Here is a 15,646-nt window from a genome sequence, read left to right on the forward strand (position 1 = left end):
TGCGGGCCGGACATTCCATAACCAAGAATTAAAAAGCTATTTCAATCACATGCGAATTCGTAGTTTTATTCTGAATGGCGCGCCATTCGGAATAAAACTGCGAACTCATATGTTGTTGAGATTGCAATATAATATCGTTAGGCGCCCCATGGGATATTTATGCACAGGTCGGCGATGCAATTCGAGCACCCGCTACCACGCATATCGCACCGCACCTTTGCCCGCGTAGCTGCGGGTGACATTGGAAAACTCGCCTTCGAAGGTTGCCGCCGCCGACCAGCCGTTGATCCATTTCATCTCGGCGGAGGCAGTGGTGAGCGCGGAGTCGCTCGCCTGCCGCGCGCCGTTGACGACGAAGCTCGCGCCGGGCAGTGCCTGGAAGGTGGTGCCGATGGTGCGGTCCGGGTTGAAGTCGTGCGCCCAGGCGAGGCGGCCGCGCAGGGTGAGGATGGCGTTCGGCACGGCATAGGATTTGTCGGCGCGCAGGCCGAGTTCGCTGCGGGTGTCGGTGACGCTCTTCGAGCCATAGGCCAGCGCGAAGGTGTTGGCGCCGGAGATCGCCTGTTCGGCATAGGCGGGCAGGTCGAAGGTGGTGAATTGTCCGGCGGCATAGGGCGTGAGGCCGACGCCGCCGGCCCATGGCGTGACGTAGCGGTAGCCGCCTTCGACACGTCCCGAATACGCGTTCGCATTGAACGCCGCGCGCAGCCGATCGACCCCGGCGATCGTCACCGTGCGATCCGTCGTGACGTCCTGCCAGCCATAGGCCAGCGCGCCCGAGAGATAGGCCGCGCCGACCGTGTGGTGCACGAAGGCGCCGGCCTGGAACAGGTCGGATCGGCCGCTGCCGCCGCCCGTCACGCTGAAATTGGTGCCGCCGCCGGCGAGCGCGAAGCCGGCAATGGTGTTGGGCGAGAAGCGGTAGTCGGCGCCGACCGCGGTGCCGAACAGGCGGCTCGTGGTGGCGTTCGATCCGAGCGCCGCATTGCCATCCGTGGTCTGCGAACCGCCGAAGCCCGCCGCCCACACGCTCCAGCGCGGCTCGTAGGTTTGCGCCAGCGGCGCCTTGGTGAACATCGCGTAGGCATCGCGCTCGCTCTGCGAACGACCCTCCCCCTTCGATGCGTAAGCGAGGCTTTCCCCGGCATAGGCATTCGGCGCTCCGCCCGCACCGACGGGATCGCCACGGCCCGCGAGGAACGGATCGGTCATCACGCCCATGAACTGGTTCATGGCGTTGAACGTGGCCTGCTGCGATCCCGCCGCGATCTCGCCGGAGGCCTGGGTCAGCCCGGTGGGCGTGAGCGCGCTGTAGACCAGCGGGATGCCGCCATTGCTGTTGAAGAAGCTGACGATGGCGTTGCCGACGGCCTGCTGGTTTCCGCTCAGGCCGCGACCCGGCGGCGGAACGAAGTTCAGCAGCAGATTGAGATAGGCGTGGGTGCCGTCATAACTCAGCGTCGAATGAAAATTCGACGGCAGGTTGGTCTCGACCGCCGAGGCGAACGTGCCGCTGACGCTGCCGGCGGTCAGGATCGTGTACTGCTTCGCGACGTAGGCGCCATTGGCATAGATCGCCTTGACCGTCGATCCCCCCAGCGTCGCCGCGCCCGTCACATGGGCGAAGCTCGACGCCGCCGGATTGATCTGCACCATGTAGAAGGCGCCGGACTGCAGCGCGAGGCTGCCGGTCACATTCATCGACGAGCCCGCGATGCCGTTGCCCGCCGCGAGCGTGCCGCCGCTGTTGATGGCCGTATTGCCGACGGTGCCGACGCCCGCGAGCGTGCCGCCGTTGTTGACGGTTACGCCGCTCGACGCGGTGATCGAGCTGTTCACCGCCAGCGTACCGCCATTCACCGTGGTCGCGCCGGTGTAGGTGTTGACGCCCGACAGCGTCAGCGTGCCGCTGCCGGTCTTGGTCAGCGAACCGGTGCCGGTAACAGCGCCGGCATAGTTCGTGGCGGTCGCCTGATCGATCGCGAGCGCTGCCGCTCCCAAGGCGACGGTGCCGCCCGTGCCTGACAGCGACGACATGGTGAGATTGAAACCGTTGAGATCGAGCGTGCCGCCATTCACCGCATAGGCGGTATTGCCCGCGAATGCCCCGGCGACGCCCGCCCGCAATGTGCCGGCCTCGACGGTGGTGCCGCCGGTATAGGTATTGACGCCCGACAGTGTCAGCATGCCGCTGCCGGCCTTGACGAGCGCGCCGGTGCCGCCGATCGCCTGGGAGACCGTCGTGTTGAACCCGTTGGTGTCGAACGTGCCGCCGCCCGCGTTCAGTGTGATGGCGCGGGTGTTGGCCAGATCGAAGCTCGCGCCGAACTGCAGCGTACCGCCGTTGAACGTCAGGCCGCCGGTATTGGCGCCGAGGTTGTTGTCGGCCGAGATCGCCAGCGTGCCGGCATTGATCGTCGTGCCGCCGGTGTAAGTGTTCGCGCCCGACAGCGTCAGCGTGCCGCTGCCGGTCTTGGTCAGCGAGCCGCCGGTGCCGGCGGCGAGGCCACCGTCCTGGATGACGCCGGCAAACGTCGTCGAGAGGTTGTTGCCGCCGACCGCCAGGTTGTTCGAGCCCAGAAAAACGTTGCCGGCGCCTTCGATCGAGCCGGCCGTGGTGCCGCCGGTCGTGAGCCCTGAAATGTCGAGAAGGCCGGTGCCGTTCAGGATGAACCGCGCGGTTCCTCCGCTGGCGCTATCAGCTATGAAGCTGTGGCCGCCGCTGTTGGTGGTGATGGTGGCGCTGCCGGCCGTGCTGCTGTTGAGGAAGTCCAGGTCGCCGTTGTTGGTGATGCTGGCGCTGCCGGCCGTGCTGGTGTTGTTGAAATTCAGGCTGCCGCCGAAGTTGTTGGTGATGGCGGCGCTGCCGGCCGTGCTGCTGTTGTTGAAAGCCAGGGCGCCGTTGTTGGTGATGCTGGCGCTGCCGGCCGTGCTGAAGAAGGTCAGTACGAAGTTGTTGGTGATGCTGGCGCTGCCGGCCGTGCTGGTGCCTTCGAATATCAGAAAACGGTTGTTGGTGATGCTGGACGACGCGATCGAGCCGCTCACCGCCAGCGTGCCGCCATCGACGGTGGTAGCGCCGGTGTAGGTGTTCGCGCCCGACAGCGTCAGCGTGCCGCTGCCGGTCTTGGTCAGCGAGCCGGTGCCGGTAACAGCGCCGGCATAGCTCGTGTCGGTCGCCTGATCGATCGTGAGCGCTGCCGTTCCCAACGCGACGGTGCCGCCCGTGCCTGACAGCGACGACATGGTGAGATTGAAACCGTTGAGATCGAGCGTGCCGCCATTCACCGCATAGGCGGTATTGCCCACGAACGCCCCGGCGACGCCCGCCCGCAACGTGCCGCCATCGACGGTGGTAGCGCCGGTATAGGTGTTGACGCCCGACAGCGTCAGCGTGCCGCTGCCGGTCTTGGTCAGCGAGCCGCCGGTGCCGCCAGAGAAACCGCCGTCCTGGATGACGCCGGAAAACGTGGTCGAGAGGTTGTTGCCGCCGACCGCCAGGTTGTTCGAGCCCAGAAAAACGCTGCCGTCGCCCTCGATCGAGCCGGCCGTGGTGCCGCCGGTCGTGAGCCCTGAAATGTCGAGAAGGCCGGTGCCGTTCAGGATGAACCGCGCGGTTCCACCGCTGGCGCTATCAAATAGGAAGCTGCGGCCGCCGCTATTGGTGATGATGCTGGCGCTGCCGGCCGTGCTGCTGTTGTTGAAGGCCAGGAGCCCGTTGTTGGTGATGGTGGCGCTGCCGGCCGTGCTGGTGTTGTTGAAAAACAGGCTGCCGCCGCCGTCATTGGTGATGGTGGCGTTGCCGGCCGTGCTGGTGGCGAAGAAATTCACGAAGCCGTTGTTGCTGATGCTGGCGCTGCCGGCCGTGCTGGTGTCGAAGAAGTCCACGCCGTTGGTGTTGGTGATGCTGGCGCTGCCGGCCGTGCTGCTGTTGTTGAAGGCCAGGAGGCCGATGTTGGTGATGGTGGCGCTGCCGGCCGTGCTGGTGGCGAGGAAACGCAGGAGGCTGTTGTTGGTGATGCTGGACGACGCGATCGAGCCGCTCACCGCCAGCTCGCCGTCATCGACGGTGGTGGCGCCGGTGTAGGTGTTCGCGCCCGACAGCGTCAGCGTGCCGGCGCCGGTCTTGGTCAGCGAGCCGGTGCCGGTAACAGCGCCGGCATAGCTCGTGGCGGTCGCCTGATCGATCGTGAGCGCGGCCGCTCCCAAGGCGACGGTGCCGCCCGTGCCTGACAGCGACGACATGGTGAGATTGAAACCGTTGAGATCGAGCGTGCCGCCATTCAGCGCATAGGCGTTATTGTCCACGAACGCCCCGGCGACGCCCGCCCGCAACGTGCCGCCATCGACGGTGGTAGCGCCGGTATAGGTGTTGACGCCCGACAGCGTCAGCGTGCCGCTGCCGGTCTTGGTCAGCGAGCCGCCGGTGCCGCCAGAGAAACCGCCGTCCTGGATGACGCCGGAAAACGTGGTCGAGAGATTGTTGCCGCCGACCGCCAGGTTGTTCGAGCCCAGAAAAACGTTGCCGGCGCCCTCGATCGAGCCGGCCGTGGTGCCGCCGGTCGTGAGCCCTGAAATGTCGAGAAGGCCGGTGCCGTTCAGGATGAACCGCGCGGTTCCACCGCTGGCGCCACCAGTCATGATGCTGCCGCCGCCGCTGTTGGTGGTGATGGTGGCGCTGCCGGCCGTGCTGGCGGCGTCGAAATTCACGAAGCCGAAGTTGTTGGTGATGGTGGCGCTGCCGGCCGTGCTGGTGGCGTTGAAATTCACGAAGCCGTTGTTGTTGGTGATGGTGGCGCTGCCGGCCGTGCTGGTGGCGTCGAAATTCACGAAGCCGAAGTTGTTGGTGATGGTGGCGCTGCCGGCCTGGATGTCTATGCCGGCGCCGGTGAAACTGAGCGACTGGCTGTTGCTGAAGCTATAGTTCGACGGGCCCGCGTTGAACGTCCAGCCGCCGACCGTGGTGTCACTCGAGAACGACAGCGCGGTCCTGTTGGAGGTGCCGAAGAAGGCGGTGCCGCTCGGCACCGCGCCCGGGGTCCAGTTGGCGGCGGTGTTGAAGTCGCCGGTGCCGGGATTGGCGAGCCAGGTCGCGTCCTGCGCACGCGCCGGCTCCGCCGCCGGCAGTGTCGATGCCAGGGCCGACGACGCCAGCAAGGCGGCTCGCAACCCACGGCCCGCCCCAAACCGATCCTTCACAATCCGCAACGCTACGACCTCCCCCTTCGCAAGGCCGTGTGCGGCCTCCTCCCGATCTGCGATGCGCAATCGTCCCGGCAGCCGAAAAAATCGAGTCTGCACCAGCTTCATCGCATTGGGGCGCGGGGGGTGTCCTGACAAAGCGATGGAGACATTCTGAAATTTTTCTGATATTCGCATTTCAAAGTTCTCGTTTAGAACATTTTCGATACTTTTCCGCTGGATTGGGCGATCAGGAAGCTGCAGGTGGTTCGGTGTTTGGTTTTGCCGGTTTCGAGCTGGATGAGCAGCGCTTGGAGCTGCGTGGGCCCGATGGGACGGCGATCAAGCTGCGGCCGAAGACCTTCGAGATGCTCCGGCTGTTCGCCGCCAACGCCGGCCGGGTCCTGAGCAAGCAGGAGCTGATGGAGGCGGTCTGGCCGAACGTTCATGTCGGCGAAGACAGTCTGTTCCAATGCATCCGCGAGATTCGCACGGCGCTCGGCGACGACCGGCGGCAGTTGGTCAAGCTGGTGTCCGGCCGCGGTTACCTGTTTGCGGCCCAAGTCTCTGGGGCAGAGGTGTCGACCAAACCAGCCGGCATTCCGGCCAACACCGAAGCGGCATTGTCCATCCAGGCCGCGGACGTCGAGCCAGTAGCGACGTGCGAGCCCACGGCCGAACTCACAAAATCGCAGCGGCCCCTGTTCGGTTTACGCGGACCGGCGGCCGTCGCCACGGTCGCTTGTCTCTGCACAATCATCGGATTTGCCGTCGCGGCTCCCATCTTGCGACCCGACTTCATCTTCAAGCGAACGCCGCCGATCATCGCCGTGATGCCGATTGTCGACGCGAGCAACGACCCTCGCGGCCCGGCGATGGCGGAGGATGTCACCGACCGCCTGACAGATGGTTTCGCCAAGATCGACAATACCAGGGTGGTCGCGTCGCGATCAGCAGCGACGGCGGCGCACCCCGAATACGTGTCCACGCCCTCCGAGTCATCGGACTTTGAAGTGCGCGGCCTATTGCAGCGCGGCGAGCGCTCGTGGATCTTGCGCGCGCGCATGATCAAGACGGCCACCGGCGAGATTCAATCGGTCGCGACGGTTTCGGTCGACGTCGACGAGCCTGACGTGCAACTCCAGCAGTCGCGGCTTGCCGCGGGAGCAGGCGATCTGATGGCGCGCGGCCTCAACCGGCTCTTGGAGGCCGGCGAGTCTTCGGCCGCGACCGGCGGCTCGGCCGACGGCGATGCCAAAGTTGTCATCGCGGAGGCGGTTGCGTCGATCAATCAGACGACGCGCGAGCGTTTTGGTATGGCGCAGACAATGCTGCAGAGCGCGCTCGCCGCCGAGCCCGACAATGTCGACCTCGCCGTCGCACTGGCGGCGCTTCAACTGCGCGGCATCCAGTTGGTCTGGTACAGCCGGGACGAGGCGGTCGCGGCCGAAGCGCAGGTCGGCGCGACACTGGAGCGCGCGCTGCGGGCCAAACCCACTTATATTCCGGTGCTCGAAGCCCTATTGCCGCTTCCTCACCGCGACCAACCGTTTCGTCGAAGGCCTCGTGACCTGTGCCAGGACGCTGAGCTTCGATCCGTGGAACGGACTCGCGTTGTACCACATCGGTCTGGCCCAGATTCAATTGGGACGCTTCGAAGACGCGCTCACGACGTTCAAGCAAGCCGACCGTTTCGACACGCCGCAGGTGTCGCGCTGGACCTGGCTTCTTGGTGCAGGATGGGCTTACATGCTCATGGGCCGCAGCGAAGAAGCGGTCCCATGGCTGCAGCGGTCGATCGCCACTACGCCGGCGTCCGGGCGCTCGCAAATGCTGTTGGCCGCGGTCTACCAGAAAGCGGGTCGGATCGACGAAGCAAAGGCGACCATGAAAGAGGGGTTGAAACTGCGACCCGGCACGACGGCGCTCAATATCGGGCTGTCGACGAAGAACGCCAGTCCGGTTTTTCTCCAGGCGACCGATCGGGTCATCCAGTTCATGATCGCGGCGGGGTTGCCGGAGCGCTGAACCCGGCTGACAACGGATCGCGCCGTCCGTGCCGTGTCCGCGATGGGTCGACGAATTCGCGATCATCCTGCGCGCTCCGACAAACCCAGCCCGAATCGCACACGTGCTGCAGCAGACCGTCGTGATGTTGAGCCGACCGCTTTTCTGGAACGGTCTTCGCTTCGAGGTCGGTGCCTCGATCGGAGCTGCTCTCGTCGGCCGCCCGCATCACCGGCGGATCACCGAATTGTTCACGGAAGCCGACATCGCGCTCTATGATGCGAAGGCCGCTGGCCGCAACAAGGTCCATCTGTTCGGCGACGAGGGGCATAGCCGGGCGGCTTAGAGCAGGTTGCGGAGAACGCTGCAGGAGCGTCGTTGTGTACGCTTCCTTGTCCTTCGGTATTCCAGTCGAGGGCCTGGCGATGCGCGGAGGGGACGAGTACCGAGGTCGATCTCACAGTCCCTGACGCGACGCATGCAGGTGCGAACTGCCGCCGTCTTTTTTGCCAAAAATTCGCGGTTGGATAGTTCGCAGTTTTATTCTGGGTGGTGGCAAAATGGCGCGCCCGAAGAGAGGACCTGCCCGCCAACAGAAACCCGCATATTTATTGAATAACTTGAACGCCTGCCGTACCAGTTGATACCACCTGTGGGTACCACAGCCAACCCTATTATGGCTGGATAGGAGATCCTTGGCGTCTCAGGGGCTAATCCGCAAGCAGCGGATTTCCACACCTCCCCAAAATACACTAACGTCCCTCCCGAGGTTCCTTAGCTGATCGAGTGGGGTGACGAGTTGTTGAATGACTGGAGTAAAAGCGCACCTGCACCAACTCGGCCCGTGGCTCTGCCGCACGAATTCGCTGATTGGGTTTACAGATATTCCCTCCCGCGACGTTCCCCCGGCTCTGGAATAGATACTTGGGACGCTTACAATCGATTTGAACGAAAGGCGGGCATTCTTGATCATCGTTTGATTGACTTGTCTATTCAGACAACTTGGTTCCAAAAGCACATTGGAATTTACACGCCATCGGACTGGACCAAGGAGTATGTTGACGCCTTCCACGAAGATCCCAAACCGCTACTGGCGAGCAATCTGCTTGTGGGGAACGTTCCGCTTCGAGGCAAGCCCGATGTTGTGCTCCGCAATAGAAATGATCGAACGGTTTTAATTATCGAACAAAAGACAACCCGGCAGCAGGATCGAGACATTCCCGACGACGGATGGGCGAACGTCGAAGCGCAGCTTTGGTGTTATTCTTGGATCGATGATTATCTCGATGCACCCGAGGTATTGCTGCTGGGGCAGCTTTGGCGGAACAGAAAATTAGTGCAGAAGCATTTCCTTTGGCGACGCAACGACCATAACCACGACCTGCGCTGTCGAACCTGGTTTGAACGCTATGGCGGCTCAGTTACACCTTCATTGCGAAGGGGGCGGTATGTCGCAACTGATGGATGAGCATCGCGCAGCCTGAGACACCGTAAGGTTCCGAAAGCGTCATCTTGTAACTCTGGGGGACGAGAGTAATGCCGAGAGCTTGGAGTTGTATCGCGGTTGGCGACGACCGGCAGTATGGCGGCAACAGTGGCTATGATGACGAGCTCGCCAGCAGATACAGCTTCGACAGCAACGTAGCGAACCACAAACAAGTATCGAAAGGCGACCTGATAATCCTAAGAGACGGTGACCGTGCCCTTGGAATGGCGACGGTAGAAGAGGTCACAAGCAGCCCGGGAACCAAACTGATACGCCGTTGCCCTGTATGTCGGGTTACTGGCCTCAAGGAGCGGGTCAAAAAGCACCCAAAGTGGCGTTGCAACAACGGGCACGAATTTGAACCCCCCTCAGAGAGCGAAGAGCCGGTCGACAAGTACGTGGCGCGGTTCGGTAGCTCCTTCGTTCGTCTGGGGCAGGCTGTTTCAGTCACCCAGCTCAAAAGCATTGCATTGAGGCCGGGCGATCAGACTTCGATCGAGGAATTGGACTTGCCTGGATTGGAGAGATTGATGTTTCCAACCAGTCAAGAAGCGTTGAACATGGTGGCGGTGGCTGGCTTCCTTAGGTCTCCTGCGTCCGACGAAGCCGACGAGGAACACGAAACGGATCTTGTGCCGTCCGTTGCCGATGAACGCGAGCAGGTACTTCGCGCAATCAAGGTCCGGCGCGGGCAGTCATCTTTCAGGCGCGGTCTGATCAAGCGCTATGGCAGTCGCTGCTTGGTCACCGGCTGCGAGCTAGAAGCGCTACTCGAGGCTGCGCATATCGCTCCTTACCGCAATGCTTCGCACAACGACCTTAGCAACGGACTGCTCTTGCGGGCAGACATACACACGCTCTTCGATCTATTTCTCGTGTGGATCGACCCGATCACCCTCATAGTCACTTTCGATGAAAGCGTCTGCCATGCGGGCTACGCAGCTTATCAAGGCAAGCAGTTGCAGGTCGGCATCAAACGGCCTTCGCTTGCTTGCCTTAAAGTACGTGCGGAGCTGCTTTCCATGGACCTCGCATAACCCGCGAAGGCCATACACGCAGTACAATTGGGTGGGAACCAAAAAACCACCCGATTAGCATTGAAAAGACTAGATAATTTCGTCGCTCCGGCGACCGCTTTGTATTGGCTTTTGTATTGGAATGAAATGGCCTACCTGTGGCACGAGTTACCGTTCTTAAAGCTGTAGCGGCGACCTTGCAGCCAGACCCGAAACGCTAGAGCCTGATTAAACGTCGGCCCATTCAGCGACGGCTCCAGTCCCAGTCACCGATCCCCCCATCTCCTGTTGCGTCGATGCTGCCTTCACTCGCCGAAAGGCCGGTCCCACGCCTTACATGAGGTTGTGAAACCAGAGCAAATCAGTCTAAGAGTTGTGATCACTCGGCTGGGGGGGGGGGCAGCGTGGTAACAAGGCAGCTTCGACTAACGAAATTCCGTGAACTTCGGCTAAACGATCCGTTCTTTGACAGCCTCAAGAAGGGCTATGTCGAGTTCGCGGATTGGTTTGCTCGAAAAGCAGACTCGGACGTGTACGTGGTCGAGGACGACGCTGCCGCCATAAGCGGCATGATTTACCTCAAGCCCGAACAGGGCGCTGTTTCTGACGTCACCCCCCCGCTGCCGAATCTCAAATGGCTGAAGGTTGGCACCCTGAAGATAGAGGGCCGTGGCACCAAATTGGGCGAGCGAGTGCTCAAGAAAATCTTCGATACCGCCATCGACGAAAACATGGACGGCATCTACGTGACCATCTTTGATGTGCATGAAGACCTAATCCGTCTTTTTGAACGGTATGGATTTCAGAAGGTCGGCACGAAGACAACAGAAAGCGGCGAGGAACTGGTTTACGCGAGACGACTGGATCAATTTTCGGGCAACATGATCAGCGACTACCCTTTTGTGCATACTGCTGGAAAGAAGGCTTGGCTACTTGCGGTCTACCCCGAATACCATACGCAGCTTTTACCTGACTCAATCCTGAAAAACGAATCCCGAGAAATTGTTCGGGACGTCTCGCACACGAATACGATCCACAAAGTCTATATCGGTAAGATACCGCTGACCCGGATGTCTTCAGGAGACGCAGCTGTAATATACCGGACAACAGATCACCAAGGGCCAGCATACTACCGTTCGGTTGCATCATCCATTTGCATTATAGAAGAAATTCGTCGTAAGAGAGACTTCGCGAACATCGAGGCATTTTTGGAATACACGGCCCCGCACAGCGTTTTCACCGAAGACGAACTGCGAGACCAATATGTGGAGAGCGACCGTTTGTATGTTGCGCGCATGACATACAATGTTGCGTTCAATCGGCGCATCACTCGTGGCCGCTTACTCGACGAGGCCCATGTCACAGAACAGCCAAGATGGGATCTTCGAGAACTTACGTCGACGCAGTTTCGCACGATTGTAGAGATGGGAGACGTAAATGCGCGTATTGTTGTCGATTAAGCCCGTACACGTTGAGAACATCCTTTCTGGCGCAAAAACCTTTGAATTCAGACGCAAGATATTCTCACGGCGGGATATCAAAACAGTGTTGATCTATTGCACCCGCCCGGTCGGCCGATTGGTTGGAGAGTTTGATATCGCGGAGATTCTGGAGGACCACCCAGAGCGGTTATGGCTTAAAACTCGGTCAGGCTCCGGTATCTCAAAGGAATACTACGATGGCTATTTCTGCGGACGAACGCAGGCCTATGCCCTCAAAATTGGTGCTGTCAGACCATTTGCAGAGCACATAAACCCTTCCCACGTGATGGAAAATTTCAGTCCGCCTCAGTCTTTCATGTATGTCGGCCATCAGCGAGCGCCCCTCTTTGAACAAGCCGAGTTTTTCTAAAATTGGGGTTGTGCTAGTCTTCGGTATCTCCGGTGTGGGGAACCCTTCCATGATTTGCGTCACGATGTCCACGACCGAAGTACAACTAGAGAGAAACATCAATAGTCCAAACAACAGTTGCATAACACCTAAATGCCCGATTGGGCTCTGTACGCGCCGCCTCTTGGACCCGCCTGAAGAGTCGCCGCACCTGCCTTCACCCATGCAGAAACGAATCGCTGAGATTCCAAAGCGGCTCTTGAAGATGCGCCTCATCAAAATCCGTCAGAGCATTTGCCTACTTGAGGACTTCCTCAGCGGCAAACATTGGGGAGGACAAGGACAGCGGCCGCAGGCAGCTCCAAGCCATCGAAGCGTTCGCAGCGCGGAGCGGTATCGAGCTTGTGGGCACGTATCATGATGAAGCGGTGAAGGGCTCTGATCCCATCGACACCCGCCCCGGCTTCGCAGAGATGCTTGAGGCATTAGAGGCGAACGGCACTAAGACCATCATCGTCGAAACCGCGAACCGCTTCGCGCGTGACCTGATGGTTCAGGAGGTTGGTTTTGCGATGCTCAAGGCGCGAGGGATCGATTTGATCGCCGCGGATAGTCCAAGCTCATTCCTGGACGACACGCCGACCGCCCGGCTGATCAGGCAGGTCCTCGGCGCTATCTCCGAGTTCGAGAAGGCCATGTTAGTGGCAAAGTTGAAGGGCGCTCGGGATCGGAAGCGTCGCACTGGTGTCAAGGTCGAGGGGCGAAAGTCCATCGGCGAGGAGCGGCCCGAGACGGTTGAGCTTGCACGCAGATTGGCACGCGCGAGGCCCAAGGGGGGCAAGCGGTCACTCAGAGAAATCTCAGCGGCGCTTGCCGAAGCTGGGCACACCACCAAGACGGGCAAGCCATACGCTCCAACAGCTATCAAGCTAATGCTGGCAAGAGCTTCGGATCGTGCGGTCGGCAGCGCAACGCAGGGAGAGGCGCAATGACAGTGGGAGCGTTCTTCGCCTTCCTCGCAGTCCTCGCGGTCTCATTCGAGATGACTGTGACCGCTGCGGTGTTCGGCGCATTGGCATTCTACGTGATCGGCCACGGGGGTAGGCACCACCCGCTCGCGAAGGACCGTGGGGCTCTTCGAAAATGAGCCTCTCCGACGCCACTGGATCCTAATCTGGTGCAGCCCCGGCCCTCGGCTTCAAATGGTCGACTTAAAGGTTGCGGCCGCCGCCGAGCTAACAGCAGCGGTTTGCTTACAAGGACGGCGTTCACGGCCGGAGAACTACGGAGCCTCCAGTGGCGTAATTGGCACCGCCCTTGCTGTACGCCTGAATGCGCGGCGAGCGCGTACCAAAACATACCAGCGCAGAGGCCACCAATGGCAAACTCGTATCTTCTTGAGACACTCCAGAGAACCGCAGCGACAAACGAGCTACAAATCGCGACACTAATTGCCAACCTATCTCGGTCGGTGGACATCCTCACCGCCGACATCGAGCACGAGGAGACCCGCGCGGGAGTTCGCGACTTCTCGGACCCGGCTTATTCGGTGCTGGCGCGGAGCCTGAGGACGCGAAGGGAGAACATCGGGGCCACCATCGCCATGCTGGAGAACCTTCAGGCGTCAAAAGCCAGCGCACTCGATACGACGGAACGCGAGGTGGCGTAGGTGAGCATTTGACGGAACACCGAGCGCGGGGTGTACTGAAACTCGACTTCCGCTATGCGCCAATAGCAACAAAATTCCGCACGGCCCCGAAGTGACGCGATGGGCCAGAAGCGGACGACCAAGCCGCTAACGGAAGCTCAGTCAATACACGCCGATCAGCTTTAAGCCAGCGATTAGCAGCACGAAGCCAAGGGCCTTGAGGATCATCGGCGGCCGCCACTGTATGCCGAGCGTGGTTCCCAGCAGTGCGCCTAGGCCGACTGCGATTGCATAGACCCATAGATTGGGCGGAAGTGCCTTCACAATAGCGACATTGCCAAGCAACCCGGCGACGGAGTTGCACAAGATGAATACGGCGGCGACGCCTGAGGCGGAGCGCGTATCGGACCAGCCCAAGAAAAGCAACAACGGCGACAGGAAGATGCCGCCCCCCGTGCCCGTGAGACCAGAGAGAAATCCAATTCCGATGCCGCACAGAATGCCAGCCCAGATCGGCGGGTCATCCGGTTCAAGGTTGGATTTTAGTTCGCGCGGCCAGAGCAGCCGCACACCACTGAGCAAAAGCACTACGCCGACCAGGGGCCGGTAGTAGGGGCCGGGCAGTTGGATCGATCCGCCGACGAATGCAAACGGGATCGCGCCCACACCGAACGGCCAGAACACGCGCCAGCGGAACAGGCCCGCTTGCAGGAAGCGGAACGACGTGAAGGCAGATACAAAGATGTTGAGCGCAAGCGCGGTGGGGCGCATCACGGCGGCTTGGATGCCGAACAGCGCCATAAGGGCGATGTAGGCGGACGCGCCCGCGTGGCCTACCGAGGTGTAGAGGGCAGCGCCCGCAAACATACAGGCAGCAAGAAGCAAAACCGAAATATCGGGCATGGCACGACTACTCTGAAATGAGGTGATGCCCGCAGCCGTCGTGCCGGTGTTCTTCTCAACTCTGCTTACGGCAGGTCGAGGGGCGAACTCTCTGAATAGCGACGAATTTGATCCTTGTGAAGGGCAATTAGCCGGTTAGTAGATGATCCTGAAGGTCCGCTAATGGTCATTCGCGACCGAGCCGAGCCAGCAGCAATTCCGATTACGTCCGCCATGCTGCCGAAAGCGGAAGTAAATTCAGCAGGTACACTGCTGCCCGCAGTGTTCGCTAGGCGGCCCCTGTGGTCCGCAATGAGTTTATCGAGGATCGCGCGGCGCTCGGTGAGCCCTCTGAGCGCACCTACCTCATCGGCTCCCATGAGCAGACTGTAGCCCTCCACGCCTGCCGCGAAGACTGCGACGAGCTTACGGCTGACCTCGCCAAGGTTGGACATTCGGTGCCCCGATGCCACTTGTGTTGCGCCGTCATCATTCCGCAATCAGGAACGGGGAGCAAGGTCGGCTCCGGCAGTTTGCACCGAAGGGGGCGAGGATGGACGCCTGAAAATGAGCCTCTTCGACTGCACCGGACCCTATTTTGGTCGACCCAGCCGCCCCGGCTTCACTCTGTCGAGTTAAAGGGCGTCAGCCGCCACCGAGGTCACGGCAGGGGTGTTCGTTTTCCAGCGGGTGGCCTATGTGGTCCCAAGGTTTTCGCTGGGCACCAACTTTTGATGTCCGCTTTGGAACGCGTTGCAGACGTAAATCGTGTCTCGCGCCAAGTCCGCTGAGTGCCAAACCCGGAAATAGTTAACCTCGCTTGGGGAACAGCTTGTCCCGGATGTAACGAGAGGTCGGTGTTAGCCGGATGCCCCGCGGTTTACGCCACATCGCCTTGTCTATTTCCTTCTTGTCACCAATCGCGAGATGACCGGAGGCTTCACTAGCGATGAATATAGCATCGCTCATCTTCCGTCCTGATTTGGGGTTCTTGGCCTTGACCTCTTTCCAGAGCTTCAACCGCCCCAGTTTGAGCTTTGGAAGCTCCTCCCGGATTTCCCTGCGTAGGCAATCTTTTTCCGTTTCCCGCCCGCGCCTGCGCCCCCCCGGGAACATCCATAACTGGTCCCGCCTTCTTCTCACCAACAAGATCCGCCCGCGCTTTGCCGCAACGAGCTTTGATGATTTCGCCATTGCTGTAACGCACCACCCTAACATCGAATCACCGCACGATTTTATAAGATAATCCTTGAGGCAATAAATGGGCGTTACCTAACTGACGGATGCTTGCTGTCAGCGTCGCTTTTTGCCGGACTTTTTCTTAGCCTTCAGCACATCCGCCTGACTGCGATAGGCCTTCGCCAGATTCTGGAAGCGTTCGGAAATTTCGGCGTCCGAAGCGGTCCGCGCCATGCGTTCGGCCTTAGCCGCCTGCTTCCGAAAGTATTTTGTTTCCTTCACCACCGCGCGACCTAATGCAAGTGCACCGGGACGTATTGAAGGGCGACCCACACGCCAAGCCCCAAAAGTAGGACAAGCATTCCGACGCCGACGAATGATTGGAGGCGCATAAGTGCCCTCGTTTCGAACCGGGCA

The 15,646-nt window shown here is 60.6% G+C and carries 14 protein-coding genes and 1 pseudogene; 10 read left to right on the forward strand and 5 right to left on the reverse strand.

Going from position 1 to position 15,646, the window contains the following annotated elements; all coding sequences use genetic code 11:
* Positions 1-192 precede the first annotated feature (192 nt).
* Positions 193-5,301, reverse strand: a complete 5,109-nt coding sequence (locus V1289_RS17510; RefSeq protein WP_334398052.1) for a beta strand repeat-containing protein — start codon at positions 5,299-5,301, stop codon at positions 193-195.
* 248 nt (positions 5,302-5,549) lie between these two features.
* Between V1289_RS17510 and V1289_RS17515 the strand changes: the two are divergent.
* Positions 5,550-5,675: pseudogene (locus V1289_RS17515) on the forward strand (winged helix-turn-helix domain-containing protein); the annotation flags it as partial.
* Positions 5,676-6,203: 528 nt separating this feature from the next.
* Here V1289_RS17515 and V1289_RS17520 read toward each other — a convergent pair.
* Positions 6,204-6,578: a hypothetical protein gene (locus V1289_RS17520; protein WP_334398053.1), complete on the reverse strand. Its 375-nt coding sequence runs from the start codon at positions 6,576-6,578 to the stop codon at positions 6,204-6,206.
* Positions 6,579-6,747: 169 nt separating this feature from the next.
* Here V1289_RS17520 and V1289_RS17525 point away from each other — a divergent pair, with 169 nt between their 5' ends.
* The 9 genes from V1289_RS17525 (at position 6,748) to V1289_RS17565 (ending at position 13,189) form a co-directional block, all read left to right on the forward strand.
* Positions 6,748-7,209: a tetratricopeptide repeat protein gene (locus tag V1289_RS17525; protein ID WP_334398054.1), complete on the forward strand. Its 462-nt coding sequence runs from the start codon at positions 6,748-6,750 to the stop codon at positions 7,207-7,209.
* 28 nt (positions 7,210-7,237) lie between these two features.
* Positions 7,238-7,534, forward strand: coding sequence for a diguanylate cyclase domain-containing protein (locus V1289_RS17530; protein ID WP_334398055.1), 297 nt, complete (start codon positions 7,238-7,240; stop codon positions 7,532-7,534).
* Between the two features lie 453 nt (positions 7,535-7,987).
* The gene (locus tag V1289_RS17535; protein WP_334398056.1) at positions 7,988-8,656 is read left to right on the forward strand and encodes a hypothetical protein; all 669 of its coding nucleotides are present in this window, start codon (positions 7,988-7,990) and stop codon (positions 8,654-8,656) included.
* 68 nt (positions 8,657-8,724) lie between these two features.
* Positions 8,725-9,711 carry an HNH endonuclease gene (locus tag V1289_RS17540; RefSeq protein WP_334398057.1) on the forward strand — a complete coding sequence of 329 codons (987 nt, stop codon included), beginning with the start codon at positions 8,725-8,727 and terminating at the stop codon, positions 9,709-9,711.
* Positions 9,712-10,094: 383 nt separating this feature from the next.
* Entirely contained in the window at positions 10,095-11,150 is a 1,056-nt protein-coding gene (locus tag V1289_RS17545) for a GNAT family N-acetyltransferase (RefSeq protein WP_334398058.1), read from the forward strand.
* A complete protein-coding gene (locus V1289_RS17550) occupies positions 11,128-11,541 on the forward strand; it encodes a hypothetical protein (protein ID WP_334398059.1) in 414 nt (137 codons plus the stop codon). Before V1289_RS17545 ends, V1289_RS17550 begins: the two co-directional genes overlap by 23 nt.
* 281 nt (positions 11,542-11,822) lie before the next feature.
* Positions 11,823-12,512: a recombinase family protein gene (locus tag V1289_RS17555; protein WP_334398060.1), complete on the forward strand. Its 690-nt coding sequence runs from the start codon at positions 11,823-11,825 to the stop codon at positions 12,510-12,512.
* Positions 12,509-12,667 carry a hypothetical protein gene (locus tag V1289_RS17560; RefSeq protein WP_334398061.1) on the forward strand — a complete coding sequence of 53 codons (159 nt, stop codon included), beginning with the start codon at positions 12,509-12,511 and terminating at the stop codon, positions 12,665-12,667. The genes V1289_RS17555 and V1289_RS17560 overlap by 4 nt, the downstream gene beginning before the upstream one ends.
* A gap of 231 nt (positions 12,668-12,898) precedes the next feature.
* A complete protein-coding gene (locus V1289_RS17565) occupies positions 12,899-13,189 on the forward strand; it encodes a hypothetical protein (RefSeq protein WP_334398062.1) in 291 nt (96 codons plus the stop codon).
* A 141-nt stretch (positions 13,190-13,330) separates the two neighbouring features.
* Here V1289_RS17565 and V1289_RS17570 read toward each other — a convergent pair whose 3' ends face one another.
* The 3 genes from V1289_RS17570 to V1289_RS17580 form a co-directional block, all read right to left on the reverse strand.
* Positions 13,331-14,071: a sulfite exporter TauE/SafE family protein gene (locus V1289_RS17570; RefSeq protein WP_334398063.1), complete on the reverse strand. Its 741-nt coding sequence runs from the start codon at positions 14,069-14,071 to the stop codon at positions 13,331-13,333.
* Positions 14,072-14,136: 65 nt separating this feature from the next.
* Positions 14,137-14,505: a hypothetical protein gene (locus tag V1289_RS17575; protein ID WP_334398064.1), complete on the reverse strand. Its 369-nt coding sequence runs from the start codon at positions 14,503-14,505 to the stop codon at positions 14,137-14,139.
* A 355-nt stretch (positions 14,506-14,860) separates the two neighbouring features.
* Positions 14,861-15,244 carry an NUDIX hydrolase gene (locus V1289_RS17580; RefSeq protein WP_334398065.1) on the reverse strand — a complete coding sequence of 128 codons (384 nt, stop codon included), beginning with the start codon at positions 15,242-15,244 and terminating at the stop codon, positions 14,861-14,863.
* Positions 15,245-15,646: the final 402 nt, after the last annotated feature.

The organism is Bradyrhizobium sp. AZCC 2289 (genome assembly GCF_036924615.1).
Classification (GTDB): domain Bacteria; phylum Pseudomonadota; class Alphaproteobacteria; order Rhizobiales; family Xanthobacteraceae; genus Bradyrhizobium.

Bases quoted from the DNA above. Each gene is read 5' to 3' on its own strand.
- V1289_RS17565 (WP_334398062.1), top strand. From the start codon at position 12,899: ATGGCAAACTCGTATCTTCTTGAGACACTCCAGAGAACCGCAGCGACA.
- V1289_RS17580 (WP_334398065.1), bottom strand. From the start codon at position 15,244: ATGGCGAAATCATCAAAGCTCGTTGCGGCAAAGCGCGGGCGGATCTTG.
- V1289_RS17570 (WP_334398063.1), bottom strand. From the start codon at position 14,071: ATGCCCGATATTTCGGTTTTGCTTCTTGCTGCCTGTATGTTTGCGGGC.
- V1289_RS17560 (WP_334398061.1), top strand. From the start codon at position 12,509: ATGACAGTGGGAGCGTTCTTCGCCTTCCTCGCAGTCCTCGCGGTCTCA.
- V1289_RS17575 (WP_334398064.1), bottom strand. From the start codon at position 14,505: ATGTCCAACCTTGGCGAGGTCAGCCGTAAGCTCGTCGCAGTCTTCGCG.
- V1289_RS17550 (WP_334398059.1), top strand. From the start codon at position 11,128: ATGCGCGTATTGTTGTCGATTAAGCCCGTACACGTTGAGAACATCCTT.
- V1289_RS17540 (WP_334398057.1), top strand. From the start codon at position 8,725: ATGCCGAGAGCTTGGAGTTGTATCGCGGTTGGCGACGACCGGCAGTAT.